Annotated in this window: 13 protein-coding genes; 7 read left to right on the top strand and 6 right to left on the bottom strand. The window is 59.1% G+C overall.

Translation table 11 applies throughout. The annotated features are described in order from the left end of the window. Positions 1-8 precede the first annotated feature (8 nt). The 5 genes from A3224_RS00710 to hppD form a co-directional block, all read right to left on the bottom strand. A complete protein-coding gene (locus A3224_RS00710; RefSeq protein ID WP_067150150.1) occupies positions 9-1124 on the bottom strand; it encodes a hypothetical protein in 1116 nt (371 codons plus the stop codon). A gap of 14 nt (positions 1125-1138) precedes the next feature. Continuing rightward, a complete protein-coding gene (locus tag A3224_RS00705) occupies positions 1139-2386 on the bottom strand; it encodes a hypothetical protein (RefSeq protein ID WP_156481406.1) in 1248 nt (415 codons plus the stop codon). A 285-nt stretch (positions 2387-2671) separates the two neighbouring features. Further along, positions 2672-3679, bottom strand: a complete 1008-nt coding sequence (locus A3224_RS00700) for a fumarylacetoacetate hydrolase family protein (RefSeq protein ID WP_067150144.1) — start codon at positions 3677-3679, stop codon at positions 2672-2674. Continuing rightward, entirely contained in the window at positions 3676-4236 is a 561-nt protein-coding gene (locus A3224_RS00695; RefSeq protein ID WP_067150141.1) for a VOC family protein, read from the bottom strand. The genes A3224_RS00700 and A3224_RS00695 overlap by 4 nt, the downstream gene beginning before the upstream one ends. A gap of 1 nt (position 4237) precedes the next feature. Next, positions 4238-5323: a 4-hydroxyphenylpyruvate dioxygenase gene (gene hppD / locus A3224_RS00690; protein ID WP_067150138.1), complete on the bottom strand. Its 1086-nt coding sequence runs from the start codon at positions 5321-5323 to the stop codon at positions 4238-4240. Between the two features lie 305 nt (positions 5324-5628). Here hppD and A3224_RS00685 point away from each other — a divergent pair, with 305 nt between their 5' ends. The 7 genes from A3224_RS00685 to A3224_RS00655 all read left to right on the top strand — a co-directional run bounded on the left by A3224_RS00685 (position 5629) and on the right by A3224_RS00655 (position 17758). Then, complete coding sequence (locus tag A3224_RS00685) at positions 5629-8376, top strand: TonB-dependent receptor domain-containing protein (RefSeq protein ID WP_067150134.1); 2748 nt, start codon at positions 5629-5631, stop codon at positions 8374-8376. Positions 8377-8572: 196 nt separating this feature from the next. Next, positions 8573-9118 carry an RNA polymerase sigma factor gene (locus A3224_RS00680; protein WP_067150131.1) on the top strand — a complete coding sequence of 182 codons (546 nt, stop codon included), beginning with the start codon at positions 8573-8575 and terminating at the stop codon, positions 9116-9118. After that, complete coding sequence (locus tag A3224_RS00675) at positions 9118-10137, top strand: FecR family protein (protein WP_067150128.1); 1020 nt, start codon at positions 9118-9120, stop codon at positions 10135-10137. Before A3224_RS00680 ends, A3224_RS00675 begins: the two co-directional genes overlap by 1 nt. A 650-nt stretch (positions 10138-10787) precedes the next feature. Next, on the top strand, positions 10788-13142 hold the full coding sequence (locus A3224_RS00670) for a TonB-dependent receptor (protein WP_067150126.1): 2355 nt from the start codon (positions 10788-10790) through the stop codon (positions 13140-13142). Positions 13143-13433: 291 nt separating this feature from the next. Then, the gene (locus A3224_RS00665; RefSeq protein WP_067150123.1) at positions 13434-14990 is read left to right on the top strand and encodes a tryptophan halogenase family protein; all 1557 of its coding nucleotides are present in this window, start codon (positions 13434-13436) and stop codon (positions 14988-14990) included. A gap of 258 nt (positions 14991-15248) precedes the next feature. Further along, a complete protein-coding gene (locus A3224_RS00660; RefSeq protein WP_067150121.1) occupies positions 15249-16619 on the top strand; it encodes a serine hydrolase domain-containing protein in 1371 nt (456 codons plus the stop codon). A 155-nt stretch (positions 16620-16774) separates the two neighbouring features. Continuing rightward, a complete protein-coding gene (locus A3224_RS00655) occupies positions 16775-17758 on the top strand; it encodes a calcium/sodium antiporter (protein WP_067150118.1) in 984 nt (327 codons plus the stop codon). A 48-nt stretch (positions 17759-17806) separates the two neighbouring features. On the opposite strand, the gene A3224_RS00650 is transcribed toward A3224_RS00655, so the two are convergent. Further along, positions 17807-18121 carry a chaperone modulator CbpM gene (locus tag A3224_RS00650; protein ID WP_197463020.1) on the bottom strand — a complete coding sequence of 105 codons (315 nt, stop codon included), beginning with the start codon at positions 18119-18121 and terminating at the stop codon, positions 17807-17809.

The following is an 18121-nucleotide window of genomic DNA, read 5'->3' as shown; positions in this document are numbered from 1 at the left end:
GCGGGCAACTACTGCCCTTCGATGGACAGCGGGCCCTGACCGGAGCTGTCCGGTGCGGTATTGATCTCCGAGTTTTTAAGGTAGGCCGGTCCTATGGCCAGATTGCCCGGCAGGGGGCGAGGCTGGATGCGCTCGTCAATAAAAGCGGCTACGGCTTCCTTGGGGGCGCGGTGATCTCCTCTGGGATCTTTACCTTTTTCCCGATACCCTTTGTCACTCCACATATAGAGGGTATGCTTGGCCTCCTTCACCAATTGCTCAGTGCAGTGCAGCAAAGGATATTCCCCCTCTGGATTGTGCACCGTCCTCTGCTCCTCCCGCGCTGCCTCCGATAGTTCCACTGTGATGGTCTCCATTATATTTTCCATCAGCTGGCGGTAATTGGTGAGTGGCGAGCGCATGGCGCGGCGGTAGGGGTTGCCGGCATTGTGTATACGCCGTTTGACCATAAAGAGGGCTAGCAAGCAGCGTTGGTGGCCAATAGGGCTCATCCAGTAAAATTCATCTGAGCCATCCCACAGCGGCTGCACCTCGAAGTAGAGCCACTCGCTGCCGTTACGCTCCAACCACTGGCTGTTGATCGGGCCCAAATAGTCCGGCCACTGCTCGCGATTGAGGCCAAGGAAGTCCGTAAGGTCGTGAGGGTCGTTGCCTTCCGAGTGGCCACGGTGATAGCTCCCCAAGTCCTGCTCATTGATAAAAAAGCTCTGCGCCAGATCTTTCAGGTCTCCGCGCTGGAATAGGCTGGCGTTGATCGGCAAATTACGGGCCTCCAGTACGGTTAACTTGAGTACCAGATCACCGATACTGTCTCTATCCAGTATGGGGCGACCCGTAAAATTCCAGCCGCTGAACCAGATAGTAGCGCTGTAGGTTTTGGGATCTCCGGGAATATCTTTTTCCGGGTTATCCGGGTCCCAGGGGGCATAGGGAATATAGATATCCGAAGCGTCCAGATCGAAACTATCCGGTTGAGTCTCCAGAAGATCATCTGGACGACCTCGTAGAGGCAGCCGCATAGGCGGCGCCAGAAAGTGCACACGGGTACCGGACAAATCCTTCTCTACTTTACGCAACCGCCGCCAGCCGGGGCCTTTGGGGTTTTGTTCACTGCCAAAAAACATGAGAGCTTCTCGATTTAGCGATTTCGGCGGAAGCGCACCAACCAATCAGCAAGCTGGTGACCCGGGTCTGTATAGTACTTTTTCTTGGCGCCGGGCAGAGAGGCGATAACCATACGGGCTCCCAGTACCGCCAAACTCACCGGAATAACGCCACTGGCGATAATTTTTGTTGCCAAGTTATAGCCAACAATCCCTGTAACGCCTGAACCCCATACTAGGCTGCCGATCTTTTGCGGCTTTTCATCCTTTGGTGTGTGGCACCACAATTCATTTAAATAGCACAGCAGCGGCGCCGTTCCATAGTTGAGCCCGCCTGCGACCTGGGCGGGTCCCAGAGTCATATGGTGCCAGCTGCCGTCTTTAGTATCCATATTGAGCTTGTGGCGCAAATGGTTAGCCACCGCATAGCTGGCAGTGGACTCACTGAAAAAAATTTTCTGCCGCTGTTGCAGATCAATTTTCCGCTGCGCCAGCTGGCGCATGGCTTCCGTCAGCACCCAGGTACCGTGGCTGTGGGCGGTCCACTCCACATGCAGCTTCTGGCGGTGGGCTTCGTACATATGCAGGGCCAATAGCCGCGAAGCCAGGCGCTGCTCATCGGTACCCTGCAACCCCATAGATCTGATGGCGACCCAATCCCCCGCCGTGGCGCCGCTGGACGAGGGAACATAAAACAGCTGGTAATCGCCACGTTTGTCCTTATTACCGCGGGCGATATGGTCCCCCAGAGTTTCCGCAGCATCGTTCCGGGACTCACCGTGGCCGTTGATACCGATCTTAAGAGGCTTTTCCTTACTGCCTGGCTGCGCTTTGTTCGGCTGCAGATTATGCTGGGGTAGCCTTTCTGGCTTCCACTCCTCTGTTTTAGGATTGTATTTCACTCGCCACAGCGCCGGACGCTGTTCTTTTTCAGCCTCCTTACCAATAAAACGGATATCCACAATTTCAATATCCGTCTGGCAGTCCCCATAATAGTTATTTAACTCATACTCAATCTCAAAGTGACCCGCCACCAGCAGACGCCGGGTGGGGTGCCTGGGCTTGAGCATGCTGTTTAAGGGCGCGGCGGAGGCGCGCAGGCTGTTGACACCTCGAATGAGCTGCTGAGCGTAAAAACCCTCGCTACTTGGTTTGCGGCTGAGTTGAAGAACCTGATCCAGGAGCTGGCGATGGGCGCCGTTGGCGAAGATAGCGCGGCCATTGCCGGTATTACCCCAGGCTTGTAAGGCATTAGTTGATTGCAGGGGCTGCATTTGTCCCATAACAATATCCTTATCGTAAAATTGTACTTTCGTGTTAAATTCGCCGCCGTCTTGGCTGTGGCGCAAAATACCTTAGGGGAAAATTTTCAGCAATCAGAGGTGCAGTGGGTGCGGATTTTTTTGAGCAGCTTCACATTAAGGCTGATATATGAATATCTAATTGCCAGCCTGCGCCAGTAATTGTTTAGCTGGTACGGATAAAGCAGTGCCGCTAATTTGTACGACTTTGCTTAGTGCATAAAAAAAGCCACCGAAATCGGTGGCTTTTTTTACCGGCAGAGAGCGTCAGGCCTGTTCGACTATCTGCTCTATGCGTCCGAAAATGGATTGGCCGTTTTCGTCCAGCATTTCGATCGCAATCCGGTCACCAAACTGCATAAAAGGCGTTACGGGTTCGCCTTTGTCGATGGTTTCGATCATGCGGATCTCGGCGATGCAGCTATAACCGACGCCGCCTTCAGATACCGGCTTGCCGGGGCCGCCGTCCAGTTTGTTGGACACGGTACCGGAACCGATGATGGTGCCGGCGGCGAGTCTGCGGGTTTTGGCGGCGTGGGCGATGAGCTGGCCAAAGTGGAAAGTCATATCTACGCCGGCGTTGGGCTCACCGAATTTCTCACCATTCAGGAAGGACATCAGCGGCAGGTGCAGTTTGCCCTCGCGCCATTTGTCACCCAGCTGTTCCGGGGTGACGCACACGGGAGAGAAAGCGCTGGAGGGTTTGGACTGGTAAAAGCCAAAACCCTTGGCCAGTTCGCCCGGAATCAAGCCGCGCAGGGAGACGTCGTTGACCAGCATCACCAGCTTGATATGGCCAAGCGCCTGCTCCGGGGTCACCCCCATGGGTACATCGTCGGTGATGACGGCGATCTCCGCCTCGAAGTCGATACCGAAGCCCTCGCTCTGGGGCATTTGGATCGGTTCGCGCGGCGCCAGGAAGGTATCGGAACCACCCTGGTACATCAACGGGTCAGTCCAAAAACTCTGCGGCATTTCCGCGCCCCTGGCCTTGCGTACCAGTTCCACATGGTTGACGTAGGCACTGCCGTCGGCCCAGTGATAGGCGCGCGGCAGCGGCGAGTGGCACTGGGTCTGGTCGAAGGCTTCGCCCTGAATTTCACCGCTTTCGAGCTGTGCGTGCAGCTTCTCCAGCTTGGGGAAAACCTCGCTCCAGTTGTCCAGCGCACTCTGCAGGGTCGGCGCGATTTCCACAGCCGGGGCCATGCGGCGCAGGTCGCTGCTGACAACCACCAGCTGGCCATCGCGGCCGGATTTGAGACTGGCTAGTTTCACGGTGCCTCCGTTTTTTTATTCGCTTTGAACTCCGCATCGCCGTGCATCCAAGCGGCGTGCCGGGGTGCCTTCTTGGTGCGCGACCACTCTTCAAGCATGTCTTCCGCCACCCGTTTCAATTCTTCGTGCATGCCCGGCTCGGCAGTGTTGGCGGCCAGCTCAATGCGGTGACCGTTGGGATCGAAGAAGTAGATCGACTGGAAAATGGTGTGGTTGGTCGGGCCCACTACATCGATACCCGCATTTTCCAGTTTTTCCTTGGCCGCCAGCAGTTCGTCCATGCTCTCCACTTCCAGAGCGATGTGCTGCACCCACTTGGGCGTATTTTCGTCGCGGCCCATTTCCGGGGAATTGGGCAGTTCGAAAAAGGCCAGCACATTGCCCATGCCCGCATCCAGGAATACGTGCATGTAAGGGTCGGGCTCGCCGGTGGAGGGCACCTTGTCCTCGGCGATGGCGAGCATGAATTCCATACCGAGGAGGTCGCGGTAGAATTCCACGGTTTCCTTGGCATCGCGGCAGCGGTAGGCCACGTGGTGTATGCGTTTGATCGCCATATCAGGCCTCTTTCTTTTCTCCGATCACGCCGCGCTGAAGCTGGTCGCGTTCGATGGATTCAAACAGGGCCTTGAAGTTGCCTTCGCCAAAGCCTTCGTCCTGCTTGCGCTGGATAAACTCAAAGAATACCGGGCCGAGCATATTGGCGGAGAAAATCTGCAGCAGCAGACGCGGCTGGCCACCCTCGGTGGTACCGTCGAGCAGAATGCCGCGCTTGCGCAATTCTTCAGTGGGCTCGCCGTGGCCGGGCAGGCGCTCTTCCAGCATTTCGTAGTAAGTGTCCGGCGGCGCGGGCATGAACTCCATGCCTTGCTCCTTCAGGCGGTCCCAGCAGGCCACCAGGTCATCACAGGCAAAAGCGATATGCTGGATGCCCTCGCCGTTATATTGCATCAGGAACTCTTCAATCTGACCGCCGCCTCCGGCCGCTTCTTCATTCAACGGAATGCGGATCTTGCCGTCCGGTGCGGTCATGGCCTTGGACAGCAGGCCGGTGTATTCGCCCTTGATGTCGAAGTAGCGGATCTCGCGGAAGTTGAACAGGTCTTCGTAGTACTTGGCCCAGTATTCCATGCGGCCGCGGTAGACATTGTGGGTCAGGTGGTCCAGGGTGTGGAAGCCGCAGCCTTTGGGGTGCCGGTCTACCCCCTCGATCCAGTGGAAGTCGATGTCGTAGATAGAGGCACCGTCCTCGTAGCGGTCGATCAGGTACAGGGTGGCGCCGCCGATACCTTTGATGGCGGGCAGGCGCAGCTCCATCGGGCCGGTTTCCACTTCCACCGGCTGGGCGCCCTTCTCAATCGCCTTCTCGTAGGCAAATTTGGCATCTTTCACTCGGAAGGCCAAGCCGCAGGCGGAGGGGCCGTGTTCGCGGGCGTAGTAATCGGCATGGCTGCCGGGTTCGTAATTGGTGATAAAGTTGATATCGCCCTGGCGCCAGAGCTCAACATCCTTAGAGCGGTGGCGGGCAACCTTCTCGAAGCCCATGGCCGCGAAGACCTTCTCTAGTATGCCCTTCTCCGGCGCGGTAAATTCCACGAACTCGAAGCCGTCCAGCCCCATGGGGTTTTCAAACAAATCGGCCATTTGGACCTCCGGTTTTCTCTGGTTATTTATTGCTATATTTCGCGCCACCGGCTGTGGCATCACCATTGGTTTCAAGTGCAACGAACTTAGTTGCACTTGAAACCAATGTCAAGCAATGACTCCCGGTAGTACCAGCTGACACTTTTCAGTCACCAGACATGCCTCCACTCACCCCGCACGGTTGATCTGTGCCCGCCGACTGGTGTATTTTTGATCGCCGATGAAACGCGCATAACAATAAATAGCGTCGGCGGCCCGCCCTATCTGCGGCCTCTCCGGCCCGCCTCTTTCCGGCAATGATGCCCATGCTTGCGCCCCTACTCAGGTCCGGATTTCCTCTTCTGCTGACGGCATTTCTGAGCCTCGGCAGCGATACATTGTCAGCCGCGGAGACCTGTCCGAACGGCCCTCTGTGCGCGCTCCACCGCTTTTCCATCCCAGCTCAACCGCTCAGCCAGGCACTGCTGGCCTTTTCCCGCCAGTCGGGGCTTGCGGTACTGGCATCGTCGGAGCTGGATCTGGCGCGCGACGCTCCGCCACTGGATGGGGAGATGGCGGCGCGGGAAGCACTGGAATACCTGCTGCGGGATTCCGGCCTGACTTTCCGCCGGGTCAACGATCAGGGGCTGGTGCTTGTCCCCGCACCGGTAAAGGCATCGCGGCGTGAACCGGTCACGGCGGACGAGGAAAAAAAACCCTATTTGGATGAAGTGGTGGTGGTTGCCAGCAAGCGGCGCACCAATCTGCAGGAAACCCCCATGACAGTGACCGCTATCGGCGCCAAACAACTGCAGGCCTACCGGGCGGATAGCTTGTTCAAACTCGCAGAGCTGGTCCCCAGCCTGGCGGCCACCCGCAACGGCGACCACACGGCGTCAATGCTCTATTTGCGCGGCATCGGTTCGGACAACTATACCGAGGCCGGGGACTCCGGCGTAGCAACACACATCGACGGCATCTACAGCAGCCGCAGCCAGGGCTCTTCCGCCTTGTTATACGATCTGGACCGGGTGGAGGTACTGCGCGGCCCGCAGGGCACCCTGTTCGGGCGCAACGCCACCGCAGGAGTGATCAACTATCACACGGCGCGCCCGGAGGCGGAGGCCTTTTCCCGCTTCAGCGCCACCTTCGGCAACTATCAGCGCCGCAAGCTGAACGGCGTTGTAAATCTGCCGCTCGCCGGAGAATGGGCACTGCGCGCCGCCTTTGCCTCGGACGAAGCCGACGGCTATACCGAGCCCGCCCGCGGCTCCCGCTTCGTCAAATCGTCCGACCGCTACAACAACACCGACCGCCTGGGAGTCCGGCTGAGTTCGAGTTGGCAGGTGAACGATGGCATCAATTGGTGGGCTAGCTATGAGCGCTTCGAAGATCGGGGCGCCGGCAGTCTGCCGGCGGCGGACCACGATACGCCTGTGTTACTGGACACCCCCGGCGCCACCGACCTGGCGCAGGACACTGTCCGCAGCCGCCTGCACTGGACGCTGGAAAACGGAGTCGGTCTCACATACATCGCCGGTTACAGCCGCATGCACCGCAGCCAAATCTGGGACGGCGACCGCAGCGGCGCGCTCGGCAGTGAAACCGATCCGCTGCAATATCACCAGAGCAACCACACCGTCTGGGCTCACCACAGATCCGTGCAGCACGAACTGCAGCTAAAGAGCAGCGACGATGTGCCTCTGCGCTGGTTGATCGCTTATTTCGACTTTGCCGAGCACAATGACATCCGCTTCGACCTGGAGCATCAAAGCGCCGACGGCAGCGGCTGGGGCGGCGCTCCCTCGCACAGCTTCCAGCAGCCCGACCGGGGATCGCGATTGAGCGCGGTTTACGGCCAAGTGGATATAGACCTTCCCCACCGCTGGCAACTTTCCGCCGGCGCTCGCAGCGGCCGCGACCGGCGCTACGACCGCGGCGGGCGCAACATCGGTTGCCCCGACCTAATCCGCTCCGACCGCGGCGGCGTATTGGGCGAGGTGGCGGTAAATCAGGACTCTGCCGCCGAGGGCCAGTGTTTCGTCACCAATTACAACGACGTGTCTCAGTCCTGGAACAGCACTACGGTCATGGCGCGGCTCTCGTACCATCTCAACGAGCAAGCGCTGCTCTATCTGCTCTACGCGGAAGGCTTCAAGCCCGGCATTGTTCAAGACGGCGGCAGCCTGGCCGGTGCATACACGGGTACCGACGATCCCGCCTATCGCGCCGCACTGACCGAACTCATCGCCACCAACAACAGTGACGATCCGGATGCGCGCGCCTATGTGGAACCGGAAACCAGCGCTAATCTGGAACTGGGTTTCAAACTGAGTTTCCTCGGCAACGCCATGACCCTCAACGGCGCCCTTTTCAATACTCGCTACCGCGATCTGCAGGTTTCTGGCGTGACCGTGGACAACTTCGGATTCGAGCGCATACACAGTACCAACGCCGCCTCGGCCACAATCCGCGGCATGGAACTGGAGCTCAACTGGGCCACCAGCCTGAGCGGCCGCCTCAGTGGTTTCCTCTCTCTGCTCGACGCCCGTTACGATCACTTCCTCGCTATCGACAATGATTTTCCCGGCTACGGACAGACCTGGAATCCCAGCACCGGCAACGCCGAAATTCCCGATCAAGTCGATTTCAGTGGCAACCAGCTCAAACAGGCCCCGGAACTCAGTTTCGCCCTGCACTACACCCACAGCGTCACGGTGCCGGACGTGGCGCGGTTTACCTCGCGTCTGGGCGTGCGCTATTCCGACCGCGTTTACTTCGATGAAGCCAACCGCGAGCAGCGCAGCGGTCTGCTGCTGGACAACAGCAGCGGACTCTGGGTGGAAGACCCCAACGGTCCCGCGGCCATTGTCGACTATCAGCCGGCCTACTGGATGTGGGATGCCTCTGTGCGCATAGAACCGCCCGCCGGCCACTGGTGGATGGAGCTCTACGGCGAGAACCTTACCGACGAACTGGTCCGCTACGATGTACAAACCCCAGAAGTGTCGCAACCGGAGTTCTACCTGGCGCCCCCGCGCACCTTTGGCCTGCGCCTGGGTGTGGAGCTCTGACAATCCGGCAAAGGCACGAAAAAAATTTTTATCCCAAGGGGGGGACGATTGCCGGGGGCCGTGCGTTTCATTCAGACAATAACAACAACTGGGTCTCCGGATAGCGGAGACACCGAAACAACAATAAGGCGATACAGGGGATCGGCCACAGTGCCGCAGGGGTCCCCGGAGAGAAGATAAATGGTGACAAGCTTCCATGTTGCACGCGTGGAACCGCCCGTTGGCGACCGATAACAAAGCCCTGGGCGATTATTACCGGGAACACCACCGGGAATTGTGCCGCTATGCGACCCACAAATTCGGCCTCAGTGAAATGGAGGCCGAAGACGTGGTGCAGTCGGCCTTTGCCCGGTTTGCGCCACTGCACGATACAGCGGAGATGGAAAACGCCCGCGCTTTTCTATACCGCGCGGTCAACAATGCCTCCATCGACCTGCTGCGGCGCAATCAAGTGCGCAGCAACTTCGCGCAGTCGGCGCTGGATGACCCGGAACGGGAAATAGACGCTGTGAGCCCCGAGCGGATTGCCACCGGGCGCCAGCTGTTGAAATTGATCAGCCGCGCCCTGTGGGGCATGCCGCAAAAGCGGCGCCGGCTGCTGCTGATGAACCGCGTCGACGGCCTCTCCTACGCGGAAATCGCGCGGCGAGAGGGCCTGTCGGCAACCGTTGTAAAAAAACATGTGGCCAAGGCACTGGCGGCCTGCCAGGCAGAACTCAGGGCCAACGGTGGAGACTGGTAATGGCGCAGGGGCGCAGTCAGAAAAAGGTGGATGACCGGGCACGGGAGTGGTTTATGCTTCGGCAGGAACGCCCGCTCACCCCGCAGGAAGAAGCCGAATTCGCGCAGTGGATGGAAGCGCCGGCGCACCGCCGGAGCTACCGGCAGCTGGAAGCAATCTGCCGGGGATTGATCGCAATTGCCGCCACCGAGGAAGGCGCCCGCCTGCGCGCGCAGGAAGACCGGGGCCCGCGCTGGCAAGCCCGGCTGGGTAACCTTTTACGCACTGCGCTAACGCCAGCGCCGGCATTCGCCCTGGCCCTGGTGCTGGTAACAACCGCGGGACTATTGCTGAGCCACCGCGACACTGCCCCACTGGAAACCTACCACACGGAAATCGCGCAGACCCGCATTTTGTCACTGGCGGATGGCAGTCAAGTCACCCTCGGTGCCGACTCACAGATTGAAGTCACTTTTTCCGAACAGCGCCGCGATGTCGCGCTGTTAAAAGGCCAGGCCTTTTTTTCGGTGGCTGCGGACAAAGCCCGTCCTTTCTATGTCAAGGCGGATACCGCCACTATTCGAGTGGTCGGGACCCGCTTCGATGTGCACCGGGCGGCTGGAGGTGTAAAAGTCTCGGTGGAGGAAGGCACTGTGGATGTCACTCCCGGCGCGCACACATCACAGGCTGTGGATAACAACTCCACAGTACGCCTTCTCGCCGGCCAGCAAATCGCGATCAGCACGCAGGGTGACGGCAGCGTACAGCAGATTCCCGCGGATACTCTGGCGAGCTGGCGCAACGGCAAACTCATATACCGGGATGCGCGCCTCGCTGAAGTGGTGGCCGATGCCAACCGCTATCGGGAAGGAAAAATAATTCTCGGCGCGCCGCACTTGGCAGACCTGCGAGTCACCACGGCTTTTTCCGTGGATCAGGTGGAGACGATGATCGACATGCTGGAAGAATCCCTGCCGGTGAATGTCTACCGCGAGGCCGACAACCGCATCGTAATCTGGCCGCGAGCCATTGGCCATTAGGGCCTCTCTGACTATTTCGCCCGAGTGCCGCGCTTGATTGCGGGGCGCTCAGATAATATAAATTAATAAACGATTGAGAGATTCCCAAAGTATCTTTTCCCTTTTTCTGCGCAGGCGGCACTCCTTCAATCCGGAGCCGCCTTTTTTTTGCATTTTCACACGGCGCTGATTAAGTAGCCCCTGACTCAGCCCATAAAATACTGACGTTTTCCAAGCTGAGCAGATCACGGGATAACACTGCCGAAACCACGCACTTAGTTACCTGCAGTACCGACAAACAATCCTAAGGAACCTCTGATTAATTCGCGTGAACACTATGGTAGCTTCCGGGGCGCTCAGGCAATAGGACGGACACTTCCAAAACGCACGAGTGCTTCCCTGTAGCTCCGACGGATACATCCCTGTATCCGACGGTTTCGAAATATCCGCCCTAACACCTGAGCTTCACATCCGCCCCGAAGCACCTCTGCCACCAAAAAGTGACTTAATCAGAGGTTTCCTAGAGTTTATTCACGCGTCAAATCACAAAAAAAATTGAATTGGGGGAGACGATTTGATCCCTCTGTCCGTTTCACCTTTGTGCACAGCGATGAACTAGCAAGAAATTTTCCAATAAATGTGCGCAATCAAGGAGAAAACGGAGAGGAAGAATGAGCGATTCGTTCAAGAATAAAAAACTGGCCGCGGTGATCGCGTCCACTGTGGCCCTCCAGGCCGCTGGCGCCATGGCATACGAATTGGAAGAAGTCACGGTCACAGCCACCAAGCGCGCCACCAGCCTGCAGGAAACTCCGCTGGCGATTTCCGCATTTGACGAGGACACCCTCGTAGAAAACCACGTTACCAATATTTTTGATCTGCGCGGCATGGCGCCCAGCCTGCAGATCCGCTCTAACGGCGACCACGGCGTACCACTGATCTTTATTCGGGGCCAGGGCACCATCGACCAAACGGAAGCCGGTGACGGCGGCGTCGCCTTCTATACCGATGGTGTTTTCGCCGCGCGCGCCCAAGGCGCCACCGCGCTGATGTACGACATGGAGCGGGTGGAAGTTCTGCGCGGCCCCCAGGGCACCCTCTTCGGCCGCAACTCCACCGCCGGCGCCGTGTCACTGATTACAGCCAAGCCGGAAGATGAATTTGCCGGCTCCATCAGTGCCACTCTCGGCGAGCGGAACCGGCGTGAACTGCGCTTTATGCTCAACACACCCATTAACGATCAATGGGCAGTGCGATTTGCCGGCGTCACTGACCAGCAGGACGGCGAAACCGAATTTGCCGAGGGCAATCCCTTCGCCGGAGAAGACGAGTACGGTACCAAGGATCTCTCATCCTTCCGCGCCAGCTCCATGTTCCGTCCCACGGACAACCTGGAGTGGTTCCTTTCCTATGAATACTTCGCCAACAAAGGCACCGGCGATGTACCCAGCACAGATTTCGAGGACAGGGTCAACGACGCCACCGCACCCGGTTCTATCGACCTGGAGACAGACACCATCCGCACCCGGCTGGACTACACCTTCGCCAATGACATGATGCTGAGCTATATCGGTGGCTTTACCGATATGTCCCAGAGCCAGTTGTATGGCAACCAGTACCAGGGGGATACCCGCAACACTGTCTCCTCCGGGCACAGCGCCACTTCACACGAAATTCAGCTGAAAAACTCCGACGACAGCCGCTTCCGCTGGACCGCGGGCCTCTACGCCTTCGAAGAGGAAAACGATATCCGCTTCGACATGCTGCACGGCAGCTGGGGCTTTACCCCGCAAGACCAGGAGGTGACCCTCTCCTCCTTCCAGCAGGCAGACCGCAGCACAGAATCCCGCAGCGCCTATGTGCAGGGCACGCTGGATCTGACCGACACCTGGCGCGCCACCGCCGGCCTGCGCTATACCGACGACACTCGGCAGGACCAGGGTGGCCGCAGTATCGACTGTACCTACGCCCACGGCCCCGGCCCTATTGAGATTGATTTTGCCAACCGCGACGAAATCGTCGCCGATGGCGGCCAGGGCTGTTACTACCGCCAGATCAACGACATGAAGGACGAGTGGAGCAACACCACCTACCTCGCCCGTCTGGAAAAAGACATCAACGAAGATGTCATGGTGTTCCTGTCCTACGCCACCGGCTGGAAATCCGGTGTTCTGCAGGACGGCCAGGATGCCAGTCCCACTAATACCAACGAAAATCCGGATATCGCAGGAAACAGCGAGCTGGTGCAACAGCCGGAAGAAAACAGCAGTCTGGAACTGGGGATTAAATCCACACTGCTGGACAACCGCATGACGCTGAACGCCAACCTGTTCCTGATGGACTACACCGACATGCAGGTGACATCGGCGATAATCAACCCGGAAACCGGAGAATCGCGCCTGGCCAAGACCAACGCGGGTTCCGCCACCATACAGGGGCTGGAATTCACCATGAATTACGCCGTGACCGAAAACGGCATATTGAGCGTCACCGGCTCGGTGCTAGATGCCACCTATGACGAGTACGATGGTCAGGAAACCAACTTTAACAGCGATGCCGGCTTGAACTGGAACTCCTGCGCCATCGGACCCGGCGCCGGCACTACCTGCGAAAACGACCTCTGGGATTTCTCCGGCAATACCCTACCCAACGCGCCGGAGCTGACCCTGAACATTTCGTACAAACACGATATATCGCTCGACAACGGTGCCATTCTGACACCGCGGATTCGCATGACGTATCAATCGGAAACCTACCTGACCTACGAAAACCGCGGCGACCGTCCCGCAGGCACCTACGGACCCGATGATCCGGGTGAAAAGGATTTCGACGTGCAGGAAGCCTACGCGAAATTCGACGCGAGCCTGACCTACAACAGCGCCGATGACAGCTGGTCCGCAGAGCTATATGGAAACAACCTGACCAACGAGGGCATTAAACAGGAGTTGTTTATCGGCGGAGTGGAAACCGCTTATACCTGGGCGCCGTCTCGGGAGGCCGGTTTGCGTTTTGCCTATCGCTTCTGATCAGTGGCGGATTTATTCGCGCAGGGGTATGACAAGACAGCGGTTACAGGGATGTCATTGCACCTGGTCACCGCGCCCACCCCGCCGTCCGGATGCCTCTGCGGCGGCGGCACACGCGCGAATGTATCTGCATTTTGCTGAGCGCATGTCGCCACTGCGCCCCGCCGGAGGCCAAGGATGGCCCGGCGTACAATGGCCAGTGGCGGCGATACCGAGTCCATCTTCTCTTGCATCGTCGTAGCACTCTGGGTTCGGCCGTTCGCGGCCGGACCCCTTTTTATTTGAATAGTTATGACAGAACAGACACACGACAATAATATCCGCCACATCGTTATTGCCGGTGGCGGCACAGCCGGCTGGTCTGCGGCGGCGGCACTGGCGCGCGTGCTCGCGGGCAGTGGCTCCACCATCACTCTGGTGGAGTCGGAGGCTATTGGCACCGTGGGTGTGGGCGAGGCAACCATTCCCACTATCCATACCTTTCATCGCATGTTGGGCATCGACGAGACCGAATTTGTCCGCGCCACCCAGGCCACCTTCAAACTGGGCATTGAGTTCCGCGGCTGGGGCAGTGCCGACAACCGCTACTTCCACCCCTTTGGCCACTATGGCCGCGAGTTCGATTCCATTCCCTTCCATCAATACTGGCTGTATGGCAGCCGGTTCGAAGATTGCGGCAACCTGTCGGAATATTCCCTGTGTACGCTGGCCGCGGAACGCGGGCGCTTTCTCCCCGCCAACTCGGACCCCCGCTCAATCCTCTCCCAACTCGGCTACGCCTACCATTTCGACGCCGGTCTATATGCGAAATTTTTGCGGAACTATGCCGAGCGGCTGGGGGTACGCCGGCAGGAAGGACAGGTTGTAGATGTAACACTGCGAAAAGAAGACGGTGCCATTCGCGAGCTGGTGATGGCGTCGGGACAACGGGTTGAAGGCGACTTTTTTATCGATTGCACCGGCTTCGCCGGGCTCTTGATCGGCGGTGCCCTAAACGTCGGTTACGAGGACTGGTCCCATTTGCTGCCCGCCAACAGTGCGGTGGCAGTACCCTCGGAAAATGTCGGTCCTACCGCGCCCTACACCCGTTCCACCGCAGCGGCAGGGGGCTGGCAATGGCGCATCCCGCTGCAGCACCGCACCGGCAACGGATTTGTCTACAGCAGCCGCTTTCTCTCCGACGAGCAGGCGGTGGAGACGCTGCTGCAAAACCTCGAGGGACGCGCCTTGGCGGAACCTCGGCAATTGCGCTTCACCACCGGCCGCAGGAAAAAGTTCTGGCACAAAAACTGTGTCGCTCTGGGACTGGCGGCGGGCTTTATGGAACCGCTTGAATCCACCGCAATACACTTGGTGCAAACCAGTATTTCGCGGTTGCTGCTGTTGTTTCCGGGCCGCGAGCTGCATCCCGCGGATATCGAGGAATTCAATAGGCAAACAGCCCGGGAATATGAGTACATCCGCGATTTCATTATCCTCCACTACCACGCCAACCAGCGCAGTGAACCGCTTTGGCAATACTGCCGGGAAATGCCGGTTCCGGAGACGCTCACACATCGCATCGCTTTATTTCGCAACCGTGGCCGCTTCTTCGAGCGTGAAGAAGACTTGTTTAAAACGGCCAGCTGGCTGGCGGTACTAATGGGCCAGGGTATCCAACCGCAAGGCTACCATCCGGTGATGGAAGGCAAGACACCGCAAAAAGTATTGGGCATGTTGCGGGAAATGCGCGAACTGCTGCGCTCGGGCGCAGAGGCAATGCCGACACATGACGAATTTATTGCTCAGAATTGCCGCGCGCCTTCGCCTAGCGAACCTCTGGTTAATTCGCATAGCCGCAGTCGTTGAATGCGGAGCGCTCAGGCAGGGCATTGCAAAAACGCTCGAGTACATCCCTGTAGTGCCGTCGGGTTTTTCCCTGTGTCCGACGGTTTTGCCCCCCTTCCCATTGCCTGAGCGCCTTGGCGCCCAGCGCAGCTCCCGTGTAAATGAATCAAAAACTCCGCAAGTATTCCACGGCTGTCCGCAATTGACTGTCTCCGTATCCGTTCCGGCCGATACAATCCACACTGGAATCAATCGGCAACCGGCGGGAATGGCGGCATAATGAAAAAAACCATCACCATCACCACTGCGGCCCTGACAGCAGTGGCCCTGACCTTCGCGCTGCTGGCCCCCAAGCTACTCGGGTTCTCGGTTACCCAGCTGGGTGCCGCCGTACGGGTGGCCACCAGTATGGGGGCGAAGCTCGCCTGTTCCGGTTACTTTATCTCCGGCCCGGATAAAAACCGCATTCTCGACGACCTGGCATCCTACTCGCCGGCCAACCGGCTGCTGGATCTGCACTACGGTGACAACCGTGTAACCGCCGAGTTGCTCGGCTTGGGACACGCCAGCGCCAGCTACCGGGACGGACTCGGCTGTACCCTGGACATCGGCGATACCAGTGTGCTGGACCGGGTGCGGTTGGCCCCGCTGACCAGTAATGGGGAGGAGTGGCCACAGGGGGAAACCGCGTCCCATATCAATGTAGATTTGCAGAAGCGCGTCGAGACGACCCTCAGCCGCGACAATGCTGCAGGACTGGATACCCGGGCGCTGCTGGTGGTGCAGGACGGCGTCATTGCCGCTGAAGCCTACGCGCCGGGTATCGATGCCCAGACGCCTCTACTGGGCTGGTCCATGGGCAAGAGCGTGACCGCCATCATGCAGGGTCGCCTGGAGACGCTGGGCTTGGCGGACAGTACCGTGAAGCCGGTTTTCGCCGAATGGAAGAGCGACGAGCGCGCGCGCATCGCCCTGGATGACCTGTTGCATATGAGTTCCGGGCTGGACTTTGACGAGACTTACGCGCCCGGCAGCGATGCCACCGAGATGCTGTTCAACGCACACAGTGCCTCAGATATCGCGCTGGTGCGCCCCGCCACCTACACACCCGGCGAACACTTTTCCTACTCGTCCGGCACCACCAATCTCATCGCGCGCTGGATACACGAGCACCTGGGCGGCGACGTTCAGGCGAGCCTGGATTTTCTGCGGCAGGAGCTTCTACAACCGCTGAATATGGCCCACACCGTTTTCGAGATGGACCCGAGCGGTGTTTTTGTCGGCAGCTCCTATCTGTATGCCTCTGCCCGCGACTGGGCGCGCCTGGGCCTGCTGATGTTAAACCGCGGTCAGTGGGAGGGGGCACAGCTATTGAGCGAGGACTGGGTGGCGCGGGCAACGGCTCCCAACACCAGCGCCAACGAACCGCGCTATGGATACCAGTTCTGGCTCAACAGCGGCGGGGAGGAGCTGCGCTACCCGCAGCTGCCCGCGGACGCCTACTTTATGCTCGGCAACCGCAAACAGGTTGTGATGATTTCACCCTCCACCAACACGGTAGTTGTTCGCCTGGGCTGGTCCGCGGGCAGCTATCCCACCGGTGAGAACTTTGCCGGCCTGCTGCCACAGCCTGATGTAGCCTCTGATTAATTCACGCGCGCAAGCTGCAACGGCCACCAGGGTGTGCACACACCAGCGGCCTTTAAATAGCGGCCCAATGGTTATTTTTGGGCAATCGCCCTTTTGGTCTCCCGCGAAGCCGGTACAATCGGCCCCCGTTTGCCGAATTCCTTGAGGGACCCCCTATGCTTCTCGCCGCGCTCGCCATCATCGCTGGATTCGCCCTGCTGGTCTGGAGCGCCGACCGCTTCGTCGAGGGGGCCGCCGCCACCGCCAAGCACGCCGGCATGCCGACACTGCTGATCGGTATGGTGATTGTCGGTTTTGGCACTTCCGCGCCGGAGATGGTGGTGTCCGCCATGGCGGCACTGGACGGCAGTCCGGGGCTGGCGCTGGGCAACGCCTATGGCTCGAATATCGCCAACACGGGATTGATCCTCGGTTTCACCGCCCTGTTTTGCCCCCTGGCAGTGCACTCAAAAATTGTGCGCAAAGAGCTGCCGCTCTTACTGGCGATCACCCTGTTGGGCGGCTTCTTCCTGTGGGATGACGCCCTCGCCCGCTGGGAAGCACTGCTATTGTTGGCGGGCTTCTTCGCTCTTATCGGCTGGTCTATCTACTCGGCGATGACCGGCAAGGGCGATGTGATTGAGGGCGAAGTGGAAAGCGAATTGGAAATTCACGCCATGACACTCGGCCGCGCCATATTCTGGCTGGCCGCTGGCCTGGCACTGCTGATTATCAGCTCGCGCATTCTGGTATGGGGCGCGGTGACCATTGCCGAGGCCCTGGGTGTCAGCGATCTGGTCATCGGCCTCACCATTGTCGCGCTCGGCACGTCGCTGCCAGAACTGGCCGCCACGCTGATCGCCGCGCGCAAGGGCGAGCACGATATCGCCATCGGCAATGTAGTGGGATCAAATATGTTCAACCTGCTGGCGGTGGTGGGCATCGCCGGCGCCATAGCGCCCATGTCCAGCGTGCCGCCGGAAGTGCTGTCGCGCGACTGGCCGATGGTGATCGGCCTGACCGTGGGCCTGTTTGTTTTCTGCTACGGCTTCCGCGGCCCGGGGCGAATCAACCGCTTCGAGGGCGCGGCGCTGTTGCTGGCCTATATCGCGTACAACAGTTACTTGGCAGTGACCATTACCCAGTCCGCGCTGTCCTGAGCGGGTCCGCGGACACCAGCCGCCTGGAAGCGCCCATACACTTGTGAATCAGGGGCGCTCCAGGCGCGCCAACCGAGCCTGCAGGCGTTCTATCTCGTCCAGCAATTCAATCGCCAGCGCAGCTCCGGCCAGGTTCACCCCCAGATCCCGCCTCAAGGAGTACACTTTGCGCACGCGACGGATACAGACACCGCTAAAGCGCCAGCGGGTACCACTTCCTAGGGGTTCGATAATGCCCTCCTCCACCAGTGCCGTCACTTCTTCCGCAGACGTACCGCAGGCACGGCAGAGTTCACCCAGGGTAAGTTCGCTCTCTTCACCCAGAATTGGACCAGTGGTTTCCTCGGGGTTCATAGCCGCCAT

The organism is Microbulbifer thermotolerans, assembly GCF_001617625.1.
GTDB classification, from domain to species: Bacteria; Pseudomonadota; Gammaproteobacteria; order Pseudomonadales; family Cellvibrionaceae; genus Microbulbifer; species Microbulbifer thermotolerans.
The sequence above is the reverse complement of the archived record's forward strand: the minus strand, read 5'-3'. Positions and strand labels throughout refer to the sequence as shown.

What these genes read in the sequence shown, in the direction of transcription:
- A3224_RS00710 (WP_067150150.1), bottom strand. Translation starts at nt 1,124, where the DNA reads ATGTTTTTTGGCAGTGAACAAAACCCCAAAGGCCCCGGCTGGCGGCGG.
- A3224_RS00705 (WP_156481406.1), bottom strand. Translation starts at nt 2,386, where the DNA reads ATGGGACAAATGCAGCCCCTGCAATCAACTAATGCCTTACAAGCCTGG.
- A3224_RS00695 (WP_067150141.1), bottom strand. Translation starts at nt 4,236, where the DNA reads ATGGCGATCAAACGCATACACCACGTGGCCTACCGCTGCCGCGATGCC.
- hppD (WP_067150138.1), bottom strand. Translation starts at nt 5,323, where the DNA reads ATGGCCGATTTGTTTGAAAACCCCATGGGGCTGGACGGCTTCGAGTTC.
- A3224_RS00685 (WP_067150134.1), top strand. Translation starts at nt 5,629, where the DNA reads ATGCTTGCGCCCCTACTCAGGTCCGGATTTCCTCTTCTGCTGACGGCA.
- A3224_RS00680 (WP_067150131.1), top strand. Translation starts at nt 8,573, where the DNA reads ATGTTGCACGCGTGGAACCGCCCGTTGGCGACCGATAACAAAGCCCTG.
- A3224_RS00675 (WP_067150128.1), top strand. Translation starts at nt 9,118, where the DNA reads ATGGCGCAGGGGCGCAGTCAGAAAAAGGTGGATGACCGGGCACGGGAG.
- A3224_RS00670 (WP_067150126.1), top strand. Translation starts at nt 10,788, where the DNA reads ATGAGCGATTCGTTCAAGAATAAAAAACTGGCCGCGGTGATCGCGTCC.
- A3224_RS00665 (WP_067150123.1), top strand. Translation starts at nt 13,434, where the DNA reads ATGACAGAACAGACACACGACAATAATATCCGCCACATCGTTATTGCC.
- A3224_RS00660 (WP_067150121.1), top strand. Translation starts at nt 15,249, where the DNA reads ATGAAAAAAACCATCACCATCACCACTGCGGCCCTGACAGCAGTGGCC.
- A3224_RS00655 (WP_067150118.1), top strand. Translation starts at nt 16,775, where the DNA reads ATGCTTCTCGCCGCGCTCGCCATCATCGCTGGATTCGCCCTGCTGGTC.
- A3224_RS00650 (WP_197463020.1), bottom strand. Translation starts at nt 18,121, where the DNA reads ATGGCGGCTATGAACCCCGAGGAAACCACTGGTCCAATTCTGGGTGAA.